The sequence below is a fragment of the Methylomarinovum tepidoasis genome, from assembly GCF_030294985.1.
Lineage (GTDB): Bacteria > Pseudomonadota > Gammaproteobacteria > Methylococcales > Methylothermaceae > Methylohalobius > Methylohalobius tepidoasis.
In genome coordinates this window covers 823,480-837,848 of sequence record NZ_AP024718.1, presented here as the reverse complement: position 1 = coordinate 837,848, position 14,369 = coordinate 823,480, and the positions used below count along the sequence as shown (strand labels likewise).

General features: G+C 64.4%; 16 protein-coding genes. 6 read left to right on the top strand and 10 right to left on the bottom strand.

Translation table 11 applies throughout. The features are described from left to right. Positions 1-357, bottom strand: coding sequence for a preQ(1) synthase (queF, locus tag MIN45_RS04180; protein WP_286293547.1), 357 nt, complete (start codon positions 355-357; stop codon positions 1-3). Between the two features lie 80 nt (positions 358-437). Here queF and smc point away from each other — a divergent pair, with 80 nt between their 5' ends. From smc to MIN45_RS04160, 4 genes are read left to right on the top strand one after another with little or no spacing between them, the layout of a single operon-like run. Next, positions 438-3,917, top strand: a complete 3,480-nt coding sequence (gene smc, locus MIN45_RS04175; protein WP_286293546.1) for a chromosome segregation protein SMC — start codon at positions 438-440, stop codon at positions 3,915-3,917. A 12-nt stretch (positions 3,918-3,929) separates the two neighbouring features. Then, entirely contained in the window at positions 3,930-4,619 is a 690-nt protein-coding gene (zipA, locus tag MIN45_RS04170) for a cell division protein ZipA (protein WP_286293545.1), read from the top strand. Continuing rightward, a complete protein-coding gene (gene ligA, locus MIN45_RS04165) occupies positions 4,620-6,638 on the top strand; it encodes an NAD-dependent DNA ligase LigA (protein WP_286293544.1) in 2,019 nt (672 codons plus the stop codon). Continuing rightward, the gene (locus MIN45_RS04160) at positions 6,638-7,780 is read left to right on the top strand and encodes a GGDEF domain-containing protein (RefSeq protein WP_286293543.1); all 1,143 of its coding nucleotides are present in this window, start codon (positions 6,638-6,640) and stop codon (positions 7,778-7,780) included. Before ligA ends, MIN45_RS04160 begins: the two co-directional genes overlap by 1 nt. Before the next feature lie 47 nt (positions 7,781-7,827). Here the strand turns inward: MIN45_RS04160 and MIN45_RS04155 are convergent, their stop codons facing one another. From MIN45_RS04155 to MIN45_RS04135, 5 genes are read right to left on the bottom strand one after another with little or no spacing between them, the layout of a single operon-like run. Then, on the bottom strand, positions 7,828-8,712 hold the full coding sequence (locus tag MIN45_RS04155) for a peptidylprolyl isomerase (protein WP_286293542.1): 885 nt from the start codon (positions 8,710-8,712) through the stop codon (positions 7,828-7,830). 5 nt (positions 8,713-8,717) lie between these two features. Further along, complete coding sequence (locus MIN45_RS04150; RefSeq protein WP_286293541.1) at positions 8,718-8,996, bottom strand: BolA family protein; 279 nt, start codon at positions 8,994-8,996, stop codon at positions 8,718-8,720. Further along, entirely contained in the window at positions 8,993-9,295 is a 303-nt protein-coding gene (locus MIN45_RS04145) for a YciI family protein (RefSeq protein ID WP_286294121.1), read from the bottom strand. Before MIN45_RS04145 ends, MIN45_RS04150 begins: the two co-directional genes overlap by 4 nt. A gap of 2 nt (positions 9,296-9,297) precedes the next feature. Then, complete coding sequence (locus tag MIN45_RS04140; protein ID WP_286293540.1) at positions 9,298-9,843, bottom strand: septation protein A; 546 nt, start codon at positions 9,841-9,843, stop codon at positions 9,298-9,300. Then, positions 9,840-10,001, bottom strand: a complete 162-nt coding sequence (locus MIN45_RS04135; protein ID WP_286293539.1) for a hypothetical protein — start codon at positions 9,999-10,001, stop codon at positions 9,840-9,842. Before MIN45_RS04135 ends, MIN45_RS04140 begins: the two co-directional genes overlap by 4 nt. A 201-nt stretch (positions 10,002-10,202) precedes the next feature. On the opposite strand from MIN45_RS04135, the gene MIN45_RS04130 reads away from it, so the two are divergent. Then, positions 10,203-10,517 carry a DUF1244 domain-containing protein gene (locus MIN45_RS04130; RefSeq protein ID WP_286293538.1) on the top strand — a complete coding sequence of 105 codons (315 nt, stop codon included), beginning with the start codon at positions 10,203-10,205 and terminating at the stop codon, positions 10,515-10,517. Positions 10,518-10,538: 21 nt separating this feature from the next. Beyond that, positions 10,539-11,036, top strand: a complete 498-nt coding sequence (locus MIN45_RS04125) for a carboxypeptidase-like regulatory domain-containing protein (protein ID WP_286293537.1) — start codon at positions 10,539-10,541, stop codon at positions 11,034-11,036. Between the two features lie 43 nt (positions 11,037-11,079). Here the strand turns inward: MIN45_RS04125 and MIN45_RS04120 are convergent, their stop codons facing one another. The 4 genes from MIN45_RS04120 to glmS all read right to left on the bottom strand — a co-directional run bounded on the left by MIN45_RS04120 (position 11,080) and on the right by glmS (position 14,354). Next, positions 11,080-11,424 carry a phenylpyruvate tautomerase MIF-related protein gene (locus MIN45_RS04120; RefSeq protein WP_286293536.1) on the bottom strand — a complete coding sequence of 115 codons (345 nt, stop codon included), beginning with the start codon at positions 11,422-11,424 and terminating at the stop codon, positions 11,080-11,082. 43 nt (positions 11,425-11,467) lie between these two features. Beyond that, a complete protein-coding gene (locus tag MIN45_RS04115; protein WP_286293535.1) occupies positions 11,468-11,884 on the bottom strand; it encodes a flagellar basal body-associated FliL family protein in 417 nt (138 codons plus the stop codon). Positions 11,885-12,073: 189 nt separating this feature from the next. Then, positions 12,074-12,487 carry a desulfoferrodoxin family protein gene (locus MIN45_RS04110; RefSeq protein WP_286293534.1) on the bottom strand — a complete coding sequence of 138 codons (414 nt, stop codon included), beginning with the start codon at positions 12,485-12,487 and terminating at the stop codon, positions 12,074-12,076. Positions 12,488-12,524: 37 nt separating this feature from the next. Next, positions 12,525-14,354, bottom strand: a complete 1,830-nt coding sequence (glmS, locus tag MIN45_RS04105) for a glutamine--fructose-6-phosphate transaminase (isomerizing) (RefSeq protein WP_286293533.1) — start codon at positions 14,352-14,354, stop codon at positions 12,525-12,527. Positions 14,355-14,369: the final 15 nt, after the last annotated feature.

Genomic DNA, 14,369 nt, shown 5'->3' with positions numbered 1-14,369 from the left:
TCAGTCCTTGCGGTATTCCGCCGTCACCGTGGTGTAGATGCCGCCGCGGACGTTGAACCTGGCTTCGATCCGCATCCAGCGCGGCCGGCAGGCGGCCACCAGGTCGTCGAGAATCCGGTTGGTGACAGCCTCGTGGAAGGCGCCCTCGTCGCGGTAGGACCACAGATACAGCTTGTAGGACTTGAGCTCGATGCAGAGCTGGTCGGGAACGTACTCGATCAGAATGGTGGCGAAATCCGGCTGGCAGGTCTTGGGGCACAGGCAGGTGAATTCCGGCGACTCGATGCGGATGGTGTAGTCGCGCTGCGGGTTGGGGTTGGGGAAGGTTTCCAGCTGCTTGCTCGGTTTGGCGGTCATGGCGTTTTCTGAAAGGAATGGGAAAAGGTCGATATAATACGCGATTCTTCGCTTAGACGCCCTGCGGGCGGCACCATTCCATGCGCCTGGAAAAGATCAAACTGGCCGGCTTCAAATCCTTCGTCGATCCCACCACCCTCGTCCTGCCGGGGCGGCTGATCGGCATCGTCGGACCCAACGGCTGCGGCAAATCCAACCTCATCGACGCGGTGCGTTTTGTCATCGGCGAAAGCTCGGCCAAACATCTCAGGGGCAGCGCCATGAGCGACGTGATCTTCAACGGCGCCGCCGGGCGGGCGCCGGCCTCGCTGGCGACGGTGGAGCTGATCTTCGACAACAATGACGGCCGCGCCGGGGGTGAGTTCGCCAACTACGCCCAGATCTCGGTCAAACGCCAGGTGTCCCGCGAGGGCCAGTCCCAGTATTTTCTCAACGGCAGCCGCTGCCGCCGCCGCGACATCATGGACCTGTTCCTGGGCACCGGCCTGGGACTGCGCAGCTACGCCATCATCGAACAGGGCATGGTGTCGCGCTTCATCGAGTCCAAGCCCGACGACCTGCGCCTGTTCATCGAGGAGGCCGCAGGACTGTCCAAGTACAAGGAAAGGCGCCGCGAGACCGAATTGAAGATGGAACACACCCGCGCCAATCTGGAACGGGTCGCCGACGTCCGCGCCGAACTGCAGACCCAGGTCAACCGCCTCGCCCGTCAGGCCAAAAAGGCGGAGAAGTTCCGCGACCTGGCGCGCCAGATCCGCATCTGCCAGCACCAGCTGCTGGCCCTGCAGTGGCGCGCAGCCGACGACGAATACCGCCGCGCCCAGGCTCGGCTGGCCGAAAGGGAGCGCGAACTGAAGCAGCACGAGGCCGCCTGGCGGCAGGCCGAAACCGAGGCCGGCGCCGCCCGGGAGCGGGTCGATCAGCTGGAAAAGCAATTGCAGCACTGGCAGGCCAAACGGTATCAGCTGGACGCCGACATCGGCCGCAGCGAGCAGACGGTCAGGCATCTGGAGGAAAACCAGGCCCAGCGCCGCCAGACCCTGGCCGAATGGCGCCGGGAACTGGAGCGCACCCGTACCGCCCTGGCGCAGGATCGTCAGCAACAGGAAGAACTGACACGCCAGCGCCACCAGTTGGAAACCGAACTGGCAGCAGCCCGCCAGCAGGCCCACGCCGATAGCGAGCGTCAGCGTCGGACCGAAGCCGAATGGCAGGAAGCCCGCCGCCGCTTCGCTCAGTTGCGTGACCGGCAACGCCAGCACCAGCACGAATTGCAGCTGGCGGAATCCGAAACCAAGCACCTGCAGCACCAGCAGGCCCAGTTGCAACAGCGCCTGGCGCGGCTCGGCGCCCAGCGTGAAGAACTGGAACGAGCCCAGGGCCGCTTCGATGCCGCCGCCTGGCAGCAGCGCCTCGACCAAGCCCAAAGCACCCACCGCCAGTGCCGCCAGCAACTGGCGCAGCTGGCGGCCGAAACCCAGTCCCTCGAGCGGCAGCGGGAACAGCAGCGCCGGGAACTGGCCCAGCTGGAAAGCGAAATCCACCGCCTTCAGGGCCGCATCAGCGCCCTGGAAACCCTGCAGCACCACGCCCTGGGCAAGGACCAAAAAGCGCTGCAGGACTGGCTGACCCGCCAGGGCTGGCAGAAATTGCCCCGGCTGGGGGAAACCCTGGAAGCGGAACCAGGCTGGGAACGGGCGCTGGAAGCCGCGCTCGGCCACTGGCTCGAGGCCCTGTGCCATGAAAGCCTGCCGCAGCCGCCGGAGACACCACCGGCCAGTCTTTCCCTGCTGGCCACCGCGACCGCCACCACTCCGCATCCAGACACCCTGGCGGCCAAAATCCTCAAGGGTCCGGCGCCCGCTTTCCTGAACCGCTTCCGCTGCTGCCAAGACCTCGCCACCGCCCTGGCCCGACGCGACCGCCTCGCCCCCCACGAATGCTGGATCACCCCGGCCGGTGAACAGGTCGGTCCCGATCACTGCCACCTCCCCCGCCCCGCCGACGAGGAGGCCGGGGTGCTGACGCGGCAGAAGACCCTGCGCGAGCTGCGCGACCGCCTCGACCGGCTGCAGCGTCAACACCGAAGCGTTCAGGCCGAACTGGCCCGGCTGCAGGAGACCCTGCAAACCCACACCCTGCGGCAGGAAACCCTGCAGGCCCGGGAACGCGACCAACACGCCGCCCTGGCCCGGCTGCAGGCCGAACATCAGGCCGCCTGCCGCCGGCACCGGGAAACCGGCCGGCGTCTGGAACAACTGGCGCGTGAATCCCGGGAAATCGAACAGGAAAGCGCCCGGACCGACGCCAAACTGGCCTCCCTGGACCGCCGGATCGCCGCCCTGCGGCAGCAGAGCGGCGAACTGACCGATCAGATCCAAGGCCACGAGGCCCGGCTCGACCGCTGCCGCCAGCAACACGAAACCGCCGCCGCCAAGGCCCGCCACAGCCGCGAACAGGTCACCCGGCTGGAAACCGCGCTGGAACACGCAAAGCGCACCGCCGACCTGCTGGCCGGGCAACTGCAGCGCGGCGAGCTGCAATGCCGCGAACTGTCCCACCGCCTGGCAGAGGCCGAGGCGCGCCAGGACGCGGAGGCCGAGCCCCTCGCCCGCGCCCGCGAGCAGCTGGAAGCGTTGCGCGCCCGCCGCCCGGAACTGGAAGCGGCGCTGGCCGCCTGCCGGCGGGAACTGGAACAGGCCGTGGAAACCTTGCGGACCCTGGAAGGCCGGCGCCGCCGGCAGGAACAGGCCCGCGACCAAGCCCGTCAGCAGGTGGAGCAGGCCCGCCTGGCGGCCGAGGCGGCGCGGGTGCGCTTCGACGCCGCCCGCGCGCAGGTGGCCGAAGCGGATGTCGAACTGGCGCCCCTGCTCGAAACCCTGCCGCCCGAAGCCGATCCGGCCGTGTGGCAGCAGCGCCTCAAGCACCTGGAACGGGATCAGGCCCGCCTCGGGGACGTCAACCTGGCCGCCATCGAGGAACACAAAATCCTGCGGGAACGGCTGGACTTCATCGACAGCCAGTATCGGGATCTGGAAGCCGCCCTGGCCCTGCTGGAGAAGGCGATCCGCACCATCGACCGCGAAACCCGGACCCGCTTCCGGGAGACCTTCACCGCCGTGGACGGTCATTTCCGCCAGCGTTTTCCCGCCCTGTTCGGCGGCGGAGAGGCGCGGCTGGAGCTGACCGGAGACGATCCTCTCGAAGCCGGGGTGCGTATCGTCGCCCGACCGCCTGGCAAGCGCAACAGCTCCATCCATCTTCTTTCCGGCGGCGAGAAGGCCCTGACCGCCGTCGCCCTGGTGTTTTCCTTCTTCGAGCTCAACCCCGCCCCCTTCTGCATTCTCGACGAGGTGGACGCTCCGCTGGACGACGCCAACGTCGGCCGCTTCTGTCAGCTTCTGCAATCCATGGCGGAGCGGGTACAATTCCTATTCATCACCCATAACAAAATCACCATGGAGATCGCCGACCAGCTCATCGGCGTCACCATGCGCGAGCCCGGGGTGTCGCGCATCGTCTCCGTGGATCTTAAACGCGCGGCCGAAATGGCGGCCTAGAGGGGAGTGGAGATGGAATCGCTGGACAAGACCACCTTGCGCATCGTGCTCGCCGTCGCCGGCGTGCTGCTGCTGGTGGGCGTCTTCCTGTGGGACTACTGGAAGAAACGCCGCCGCCAGCTGAAGGATACCTTCGAAACCCTGGACCGGGCTTTGCCTGAGAACGATTTCGAACTGGACGAGATCGACGCCGTCTCCCTCAATCCGGCGGAGGAAAATCTCACCCCCGACGTGGACGTGGCCGACGCCGAGCAGGCCAAGGCGGAAACCGCCGCGGAACCGACGGACGAAACGCCGCCAGCCAAGCTGCCGGAAGTGATTCAGCTCAGCATCGCCGCCCCCAAAAATCAGCCGTTTCGAGGTCCGGAACTGCTGCAGGCGCTGACCGATCTCGGCCTCGAATACGGCGAGATGGAAATCTTCCACTACCGCCGCGGTGGCGAAACCCTGTTCAGCCTCGCCAGCCTGGTCAAACCCGGCACCTTCCCCATCGAGCGGATGGAGGAATTCCACACTCCCGGCGTGACCCTGTTCATGCAGCCTCCCCTGCTCAAGCGCCCCCTGGAAAGCTTCGAGATCATGGTGAAAACCTGCCATGCCCTCGCCCAGCGCCTCGGCGGCAGCGAATGGGACGATCGCCGCCAGCCGCTCACCGCCGTACGTCTGGCCCAGTGGCGCCGCCAGCTCAAGGGGGAAGCCTGAGTGGCCGTTCCGGAGGAGATCCGCAGGCGGGTCGAACAGCTGCGCCGCGAAATCGAATACCACAACTACCGTTATTACGTCCTCGACGAACCGGTCATCTCCGACGCCGAATACGACGCCCTGATGGCGCAGCTCCGGCGTCTGGAGGAACAGTATCCCGAGCTGATCACCCCCGACTCCCCCACCCAGCGCATCGGCGCCCCGCCCTCGGAAGCCTTCGCCCCGGTGCGCCACGAAGTGCCGATGCTGTCGCTGGACAACGCTTTCAGCGACGAGGACGTCATCGACTTCGACCGCCGGGTGCGCGAGCGTCTGGGGGTGGAACAGGTCCTCTATTCCTGCGAGCCCAAGCTCGACGGCCTGGCCGTGTCCATCCTCTACGAGCACGGTAGCCTGACCCGGGCCGCCACCCGCGGCGACGGCTACACCGGCGAGGATGTGACCGCCAACGTCCGCACCATCCGCTCCGTCCCGCTGCGCCTGCGCGGCAGTGGCTGGCCGGAGCGCTTCGAGGTCCGCGGCGAGGTGTTCATGCCCATAGAGGGCTTCAAGAAGCTCAACGAATGGGCCCTGAAGCACGGGGAAAAGGTCTTCGCCAATCCCCGCAATGCCGCTGCCGGCAGCCTGCGCCAGCTCAATCCCAGGATCACCGCCCGCCGCCCCCTGGACTTTTTCGCCTACGGCTACGGCCTCTTTCCCGAAGATCGGTTGCCTAAGACCCATCACGAACTGCTGGACCGCTTCCAGGACTGGGGCGTGCCGGTCGCGCCCGAACGCGAGGTGGTCGAAGCGGTGACGGGCTGTCTCGACTACTACCGCCGCCTGCTTGCCAGGCGCGAGTCGCTCCCCTACGAGGCCGACGGCGTGGTCTACAAGGTGGACCGTTTCGACTGGCAGCGCCTGCTCGGCTACACCGCCCGCGCCCCACGTTGGGCCATCGCCCACAAGTTCCCCGCCCATGAGGCCACCACGGTAGTGGAGGCCATCGAGGTCCAGGTGGGACGCACCGGGGTGCTGACCCCGGTCGCCAAGCTCAAACCCGTACAGGTGGGCGGGGTGACGGTATCGAGCGCCTCGCTGCACAATTTCGAGGAGGTCAAACGCAAGGACGTTCGCGTCGGCGACACGGTCCTGGTGCGCCGCGCCGGCGAGGTGATTCCGGAAGTGGTCAAGGTCATCCTGGAGAAACGGCCGCCGGATGCCAAACCGGTGCGTCCCCCCACCCACTGCCCGGTATGCGGTGCCGAGGTGGTCGCCGATCCTGGCGGCGTCATCCTGCGCTGCAGCGGCGGGCTTTACTGCCCCGCCCAGCTCAAGGCCTCGATCAAGCACTTCGCCTCCCGCGAAGCGATGGACATCGAGGGGCTGGGGGAGAAACTCATCGATCAGCTGGTGGACAAGGGGCTGGTCAGGGACGTCGCCGACCTTTACGACCTGACCTTCGAGCAACTGATCCAGCTGGAACGGATGGGGCCGAAATCGGCGCAGAACCTGCTGGAAGCCATCGAACGCAGCAAGCACACCACCCTGCCCCGCTTTCTCTATGCCTTGGGGATCCGCGAAGTGGGGGAAGTGACCGCCCAGCTGCTTGCCGAGCATTTCGGACTCCTGGAACGGATCATGAACGCCGGCGAAGAGGAGCTGGCACAGATTCCCGGCATCGGCCCGGTCGTTGCCCACCACATCGTCACCTTCTTCCGTCAGCCCCACAACCGTGAAGTCATCGAACGCTTGCGCCGCGCCGGCGTCCATTGGGAAGAAGGGGCACCGGCGGAAAAACCCAAACCTTTGGCGGGGAAAACCTTCGTCTTCACCGGCACCCTCGCCGCCATGACCCGTGAGGAAGCCAAACGCCGGGTCGAGGCCCTTGGCGCCAAGGTGAGCAATTCCGTATCGAAGAAGACCGATTATCTGGTGATGGGGGAAAATCCCGGCTCCAAGCTGGACAAGGCCCGCCGGCTGGGGGTGGAAATCCTCGACGAAAACGCGTTTCTCGACTTGCTGAAAAGGTATTCCTGATGGCCCAGGTGGACCCGGTGACGGAGATCGAAGCCCTGCAGACCGAACTCTGCATCCTGCAGAGCCATCTCGACCGGATGATCGAACGCATCCGCCAGAACGACGACAAGCTCCACCGCTTTTACGCCCTGGAAACCCAGCTGCTCGCCCTCAACTCCCTACGCGAACTGGTCGAGCACGTCCTGGCCGACACCCGGGCGGTGTTCGAGCTGGCCCACGTCAGCCTGACCCTGATCGATCGCAAGGGGGAATTGCGCCAGTTCCTGGTGGAAGACGGCCTGCAACCGGAAAAACTGCCGGGGCTGATCCTGGTGGCGGAGGAAAACCCGCTCAAGGAGTGGTTCGGACGGGCCTTCCGTCCTTATCTGGGGGATTGCAAAGCCCGCCACCGCCCTCTGTTTTCCGGCGAATGCCCCGCCAGCATCGCGCTGCTGCCGCTGGCGCGGCGCGGCCAGCTGCTCGGCAGCCTCAACCTGGGCAGCGACGAGGCGGACCGTTTCAGCTACGGTATGGCGACCGATTTCCTCGACCGGCTGCGCTCGGTGCTGTCGGTGTGCCTGGAAAACACCCTCAATTTCGAGCTGCTGCGCCGCACCAGCCTGATCGACACCCTCACCGGCGTCAACAACCGCCGCTTCTTCGAACAACGCCTGAGCGAGGAAATCGATCGCGCCCAGCGTACCCGCGAACCGCTGACCTGCCTGTTCCTCGACATCGACCATTTCAAGAAGATCAACGACACCTACGGCCACCAGACCGGCGATCTGGTGCTGGCGGAGGTGGCCCAGCAGATCCGCACCCAGCTGCGCAGCAACGACGTTCTGGCCCGCTATGGCGGGGAAGAGTTCGTCGCCCTGCTGTCAGGCGCGAATCTCGAACGGGGCGCCGAGGTGGCCGAGCGCATCCGCCAGCGCATCGAGAAACTGGAGATCGTCGACCACAATCAGAATGCGATTTCCCTCACCCTTTCCATCGGGGTGGCGGAATACGATCCCGAACGGGTTTCTCCGGTGGGCAAGGAAGATCTCATGCGCCTGTTGGAACTTGCCGACCAGGCCCTCTACGTCGCCAAGCGCGAAGGCCGTAACCGGGTGGAAAGCGGTGGGGTTCTGACCCGCCTCGAACGCAAGGCGGCCGGATAGAAGAAAGGCGCCGGACGGCGCCTTTCCAAGCGCTTGGAAGCCAGGTTTCAGGGCGTTGCGGTTTCGGCCGGCTGGGGCGCCGGGGCAGCCTTCTGCTCGGCGGTTTTCAGCTTGATGTCCGCCTTCTGTTTGAGTTCCTGAATGTGCTGCTGGATCAGCTTGCGCTTGAGCATCTGCTCGATCTGCGGCTTGACCTGTTCGTAAGGGGGCGGAGTCTTGGCCCGGGACTGTTCCCGCAGGATCACGTGCCAGCCGAAGCGGGTCTGCACCGGCTCCTTGGTGTATTCCCCGTCCTTGAGCGCGACCACCGCATCGGCGAAAGGTTTGACCATGCGCTGCGGCGTGAACCAGCCCAGGTCGCCGCCGCTCTTGGCCGAAGGACCGATGGAGTACTGCTTGGCCAGCTCGGCGAAATCCTTGCCCTGGTCCAGCTGCTTGATGATTTCCTCGGCTTCTTCCTTGCTTTTGACCAGGATGTGGCGGGCCTTGAATTCCTGCTGTTTCATCGCCCCCACCAAGCGGTCGTATTCGGCCTTGATCTGTTCTTCGGTGACAGGATGCTGTTTCAGATATTCCTGGGCGTCGGCCTGGGACAGCACCGCCCGCTCGGTATAGCGGATCCGGGTGGCCACCTCCGGTTGCCGGGTCAGCTGTTTCTGAACGGCCTCCTGGCGCAGCAGCTCGCGGTTGACCAGTTCCTCGACCAGCTTGTCTTCCGGGATGTTGATCTTCGCCTGGGGATTGCCTCGGGTGATTTCCGATTTGATGTAGTCGAGCTCCTGACGTGAAATCGGACGGCCATTGACGGTGGCGACGATGTCCTTTTCGTCCACCGGTGCCAGGGACAGGGCCTCGGAAGCTTTGTTGCCGCCGGCATTGCAGCCGCTCAGAACGGCGAGAGAAAGGGCGGTGAAAAGTAGCGTTTTCTTCATGGATTTCATCCTTTGGTTGCAAATTCTTCAGGGGTGTAGGCCTGGATGCTGAGGGCGTGGATTTCGCTCTGCATCATGTCCCCAAGCGCCTGATAGACCAGCTGATGGCGCTGGACCGGCCCCTTGCCGGCAAAAGCCGCGGAGACGATGGTGAGATAGAAATGCCCGGCGCCCCCCGCCTGGGCGTGGCCGGCGTGGGCGGCGCTGGCGTCCACCAGCTCCAGATGTTGCGGGGACAGGGTCTGTCGCAAACGGTCCTTGATCCGTGAGACGCGATCGCTCATCTTGGAAATACCTGCAGGAAGGGTTTGACGGTGACGCGGGCATAGACGCCCGCTTTGTGGTAGGGATCGGCTTCGGCCCATGCCCGGGCCGCTTCCAGACTGGGAAATTCCGCCACTATCAGGCTGCCGCTGAAACCCGCCTCCCCCGGATCGGGACTGTCGATGGCGGGATGGGGTCCGGCCAGCAGCAAACGACCTTCCGCCTGCAACGCTTCCAGGCGCTGCAGATGGGCGGGGCGGTTCTCGCGGCGCAACGTCAGGGTGCCGGGGGCGTCCTCGGCGAGAATGGCATACAGCATGGTCATTCCTGTTCCGATTCCGGTTCGGGCAGATAACGGGACAGGAAAGCCGCCTGCAGTATGACGAAGGCCAAGGTCAGGCCCAGCATCCCGAACAGCTTGAAATTGACCCAGGTATCGGTGTCGAAGGTATAGACCACGACCAGATTGAGCGCTCCCAGAAACAGGAAGAACAGCGCCCAGCTGAGATTGAGCCGGTACCAGACCGGCCGCGGCAGCTCGATGTTGCCGGCCATCATCCGCTGGATGAAGGGCTTGTCACCGAAGAACTGGCTGGTGAGAAACGCGATGCCGAAGAGCCAGTTGATTACCGTGGGTTTCCACTTGATGAACTGCTCGTCGTGGAGATACAGGGTCGCCCCGCCGAAGATCACGATCAGCGCCAGGGTGACCAGGTGCATGGTTTCGACCCGACGGTGGCGCAGCCACATCCAGCCCACCTGGACGAAGGTGGCGGCGATGGCCACCACGGTGGCGGTATAGATGCCTTCGAGCTTGTAGGCGACGAAGAACAGAATGATGGGAAAAAAATCGAACAATAACTTCATACGTAAACGTCCACGCCGAACAAGGTTGCCGCTGCGGTTTCCGGTGCGCTATGGCTCAGATAAGCCTCGAGCGCCTGACGTATCCGCCGGTCGGTGGGCAAATCGGCCGCCGCGGCACCGCCGGACCGCTGAACGAATTCGCTCAGTGGACGGCGCATATCCTCCCGAGGAACCGGCCGCACCGCTTCGACCGCCCTGACGGGAACCGGGTTCCGGCCTGCGCTGTGCGGCACGGGTGCGTGAAAGAACCGGTCTATCCGCATGAGAGCGATCCGAATCGATCCGATCTGGCTATGCTATCCTGTCCCCTTCCCCTGTGCAACAACGGATCTTCGAATCAACCTTCCCGGAAAACCATGATGGACGAACGACTCCAAAACGAAATCGAAGCGGCCGCTTTCCGCCGCCTGGTCGAACATTTGCGCAATCATCCGGAGGTGCAGAACATCGAACTGATGATCACCGCCGACTTCTGCCGCAACTGTCTGGCCAAATGGCTCAAGGCCGAAGCCGAAGCCCGGGGCGTCGAACTGGATTACGAAACCGCAAGGGAGCAGATCTACGGCATGCCGTATGCGGAATGGAAAGCCAAATACCAGACCGAAGCGACCCCGGAACAGCTCAAAGCCTACGAAGAGAGGCAGAAACGCAAACAAGAACAGGCATCCCAATGACTTCCTGAAGAGGTGACGACCATGAAACCGTTTTTCTGGCTGATTTTCATCCTGGGACTGGCGCTCGGTGGCTGCAGCGAAGACAACGGCAGCGCTACCGGCCGGGGACCCACGACCATCAAGGGGCTGGTCAGCGACGACAACGGCCCGGTGCCGCTGGCGGTGATCGAGGCAACCGATGAACAAGGCCGTCTGCTGGCGACCACGGACGCCGACGCCAGCGGCCATTTCGAAATCACCATTCCGGCCACTGCCCCCTATCCCCTGTTGCTGGTGGCCAGGCTGCCCGACAACAAACAGCTGCTGGCGGTGGTCACCAGCAATCAGGTGGTGGAACAAGACATCAGCCCCTATACCGATCTGGTGGTGAAATCCGCCCGTCAGCTAGGCGGCCTGACCCCGGAGAACATCGCCAAGGCGGCCGGAGCGGCGATCAACATGCGCCCCAGCCAGGGAGGCAAGCGCTCCTCGACCGGCTTCAAGGGGGACCTGACCAAGCAGTACGGCGGCTGGCACTGAGTCTGAAAGGGCCGGTCGCGACCGGCCCTTCCTTCATTCGCTATTAGAACGTCCCGCCGTTCCAGCCCCAGAATTTTCGGGGAATGTCGATGAACTCGATATAGATCCGGTCCGGCGCGATTCCCAGCTCCTTCTCCAGAAAGGCACACAAAAAGCGCGACAGCGGCTGGGTCTGGCCTTCGGGCAGACCGATGCTCTTCAGCTCCACATAGGCGGCCGGTTCCCGACTGGCATCGAACATCAGCGCCGCCCCGCCGGTCACCTGCACCATCACGTAACGTTCCGGTTTGCCCAGCTCCGCCGCGATCGCCTTGGAGGCGGCGGACAGTAAATGGTCGATCTTGGCGTCATCCAGCTCAACGTTGGTTTCGATACGCAGATACGGCATGGTTTCCTCCCTTCAGGCCTGACTGCCCAGGGCGATTATAGCGTCATTGCACCAGGAATTCGGTGAAAAACACATCCTTGAGGCCGTCGCTGTCGGAATAACGGTCGAGCAGTTTGCGGATCTCCATCAGCGCTTTCTCCCGCAGCTGCTCGCGCTGGGAAATGTCGGCGACCTGCTCCGGCGGCAGACCGCTGAACAACATGATCAGGGCATGGCGGATCAGCGGCATGTGCTTCTGGATCCGCTCCTTGTTGTCCTTGCCCTTGATCATCAGCTGCACGTCGGCGCGCAGATAATGGCGGCGGCCGGCCAGGTTGACGATCAGCTTCGGCTGCAGGGCCAGATATTCGATCTCCGGGGTCGCCTTCTCCTCCTCTTCGTCATCCCCGGCCCAGGCCGGTACAGCCAGAATCAGCAGCGCCAGCAGCCACCATCCGCTCAGTCGATAGACGTGTCTCATTTCTCGCTCCTGAAAAAATTGCTTCAGGAGCAAGTATAGACTGCCACGCCCCTCCCTGCGGGAGGAGGGCTGGGAAGGGTTTGTCAGCGGCCAGGGAAGGCTGCACCGGGCCTAAATTCACGGACGGATTTCGGCCCGGCAGACCCTTCCCAGCCCTCCGGAAAAGCAAAAAGCAAATTGATGAGCGCGTCAGACCCGGTAGGTCGCCAGCCAGACGTCGTGCAGGTTGCACATGCTGAGCAGGTAGATCTGCCCGCGATAGGTACCCAGGTTGAATTCGGATACCGGCACCTTGTCTTTTTCCGGGTCGAAGAGATGCTCGTCCAAGAAGCGGTATTTGCCGTCGAGGATCACGTGCTTGACGATGTAATGACGGCAGCCATCCATCGGATGAGCGGTGGTCACCCGGATATGGAGGCCACCGACCCGCCCCAGCACCTCCATCCGCGGCACATGACCGGCCTCCTTGCCCTTCCAGCGTCCCGGCAGGTCTTGAGTGTAATAGACGCCGCCGGCCGGCGACGGCGGAGCGGCCAGTGCGGGACGCACCGCCCCGGCGGCGGCGAGGACGGCGGCACCGGTCATGAAGTGACGTCGTCTCATCGTTTCCTCCTCAAGGTTCGGTTCGAAAACGATGAATTTACTCCACCGTCACCGACTTGGCCAGATTGCGCGGCTGATCCACATCGGTGCCGCGGATCACCGCCACGTGATAGGCCAGAAGCTGCAGCGGCACGGTGAAGATCACCGGCGACAGCTCGTTTTCGGTGGGGGTCACGGTCAGCACGTGGGTATGGTCATCGGGCTGCACGTCAAGGGTCTCGTCGGCGAACACGTACAGCTCGCCACCGCGGGCCCTGACCTCCTGCAGGTTGGATTTGAGCTTTTCCAGCAGGGAGTTGTTGGGCGCCACGGCGATCACCGGCATGTCGGCGTCCACCAGCGCCAGGGGGCCGTGTTTGAGCTCACCGGCGGGATAGGCTTCGGCGTGGATGTAGGAGATTTCCTTGAGCTTGAGGGCACCTTCCATGGCGACGGGATAGTGACTGCCCCGTCCCAGAAACAGGGCGTGCTGTTTGTCGGCGAAGCGTTCCGACAGGGCGCGGATCCGGTCGTCCAGTTCCAGCACGTCCTCGACCCGGGCCGGCAGGGCGAAGAGCTGGGAGGCGATGCGCTTTTCCGTCACCCGGTCGAGGCGGTGACGCCGTCCCAGGGCGATGGTCAGCATCATCAAAGCCACCAGCTGGGTGGTGAAAGCCTTGGTGGAGGCGACGCCGATCTCGGGGCCGGCACGGGTCAGCAGTACCAGGTCGGATTCGCGCACCAGCGAGCTTTCCTGCACGTTGCAGATGGCCAGGGAATGGAGCGCGCCGCGGTGCTTGGCCTCCTCCAACGCCGCCAGGGTGTCGGCGGTTTCCCCGGATTGGGAGATGGTGACCACCAAGGTGTCGGGCAGCAGCACCGGATCGCGGTAGCGGTATTCGCTCGCCACCTCGACGTTGCAGGGGATGCCGGCCAGGGATTCCATCCAGTAGCGCGCCACCAGGCCGGCATGATAACTGGTGCCACAGGCGAGAATCTGCACCGCCTTGACCCGATCGAATACCGCCGGCGCGTCGTTGCCGAAGGCTTCCTCGATCAGCTTCAGGCCGTTGAAGCGGCCTTCCAGGGTCTCGGCGATGGCGCGGGGCTGTTCGAAGATCTCCTTCTGCATGTAATGGCGGTATTCCCCCCGTTCCACCGCATCGAGCTGAACCTCGCTGTCCTTGACCGGCCGCTCCACCGGATTGCCGGCCGCGTCGAAGATCCGCACGCCCTCCGGGGTCAGCTCGGCGATGTCGCCGTCCTCGAGGAAGACGAAGCGCCGGGTCACCGGCAGCAGGGCGGCGATGTCGGAGGCGATGAAGTATTCGCCGATGCCGAGGCCGATCACCAGCGGGCTGCCTTTGCGGCAGGCCACCAGCACGTCCGGTTCGGTGACGCTGACCACTCCGAGAGCATAGGCCCCTTCCAGCTTGGCGACCGTGGCCTGGACCGCCTCCAACAGGGAACCGGTGCGCTGGAGCTGGTCGTGGACCGCGTGGACCACCACCTCGGTGTCGGTTTCGGAGGTGAATTCATAGCCGGCGGCTGTCTGTTCCTCGCGTAGGGTTTCGTGGTTCTCGATGATGCCGTTGTGGACCAGGGCGACGGTGTTCCGGCACACGTGGGGATGGGCGTTGCGTTCGCTCGGCACCCCGTGGGTGGCCCAGCGGGTGTGGGCGATGCCGATCCGGCCCTCGATGGGATCGGCTTCGATGGCGGCGGCCAGCTCGGCCACCTTGCCCTGTTTGCGGCGGCGGCGGATCTCGCCGTCCTGAATCACCGCCACCCCGGCCGAATCGTAGCCGCGGTATTCCAACCGCCGCAGGCCTTCGATCAGGATGGGAACCACGTTGCGCTGCGCGATGGCGCCGACGATGCCACACATATCACTTACCTCGCT

Excerpts from the sequence above, each read along its gene's own strand:
- MIN45_RS04110 (WP_286293534.1), bottom strand. The coding sequence starts at position 12,487 with ATGAGACGACGTCACTTCATGACCGGTGCCGCCGTCCTCGCCGCCGCC.
- MIN45_RS04140 (WP_286293540.1), bottom strand. The coding sequence starts at position 9,843 with ATGAAGTTATTGTTCGATTTTTTTCCCATCATTCTGTTCTTCGTCGCC.
- MIN45_RS04135 (WP_286293539.1), bottom strand. The coding sequence starts at position 10,001 with ATGCGCCGTCCACTGAGCGAATTCGTTCAGCGGTCCGGCGGTGCCGCG.
- MIN45_RS04130 (WP_286293538.1), top strand. The coding sequence starts at position 10,203 with ATGGACGAACGACTCCAAAACGAAATCGAAGCGGCCGCTTTCCGCCGC.
- zipA (WP_286293545.1), top strand. The coding sequence starts at position 3,930 with ATGGAATCGCTGGACAAGACCACCTTGCGCATCGTGCTCGCCGTCGCC.
- queF (WP_286293547.1), bottom strand. The coding sequence starts at position 357 with ATGACCGCCAAACCGAGCAAGCAGCTGGAAACCTTCCCCAACCCCAAC.
- MIN45_RS04145 (WP_286294121.1), bottom strand. The coding sequence starts at position 9,295 with ATGCTGTATGCCATTCTCGCCGAGGACGCCCCCGGCACCCTGACGTTG.
- glmS (WP_286293533.1), bottom strand. The coding sequence starts at position 14,354 with ATGTGTGGCATCGTCGGCGCCATCGCGCAGCGCAACGTGGTTCCCATC.
- MIN45_RS04120 (WP_286293536.1), bottom strand. The coding sequence starts at position 11,424 with ATGCCGTATCTGCGTATCGAAACCAACGTTGAGCTGGATGACGCCAAG.
- MIN45_RS04125 (WP_286293537.1), top strand. The coding sequence starts at position 10,539 with ATGAAACCGTTTTTCTGGCTGATTTTCATCCTGGGACTGGCGCTCGGT.
- MIN45_RS04150 (WP_286293541.1), bottom strand. The coding sequence starts at position 8,996 with ATGAGCGATCGCGTCTCACGGATCAAGGACCGTTTGCGACAGACCCTG.
- smc (WP_286293546.1), top strand. The coding sequence starts at position 438 with ATGCGCCTGGAAAAGATCAAACTGGCCGGCTTCAAATCCTTCGTCGAT.
- MIN45_RS04160 (WP_286293543.1), top strand. The coding sequence starts at position 6,638 with ATGGCCCAGGTGGACCCGGTGACGGAGATCGAAGCCCTGCAGACCGAA.
- MIN45_RS04155 (WP_286293542.1), bottom strand. The coding sequence starts at position 8,712 with ATGAAGAAAACGCTACTTTTCACCGCCCTTTCTCTCGCCGTTCTGAGC.
- MIN45_RS04115 (WP_286293535.1), bottom strand. The coding sequence starts at position 11,884 with ATGAGACACGTCTATCGACTGAGCGGATGGTGGCTGCTGGCGCTGCTG.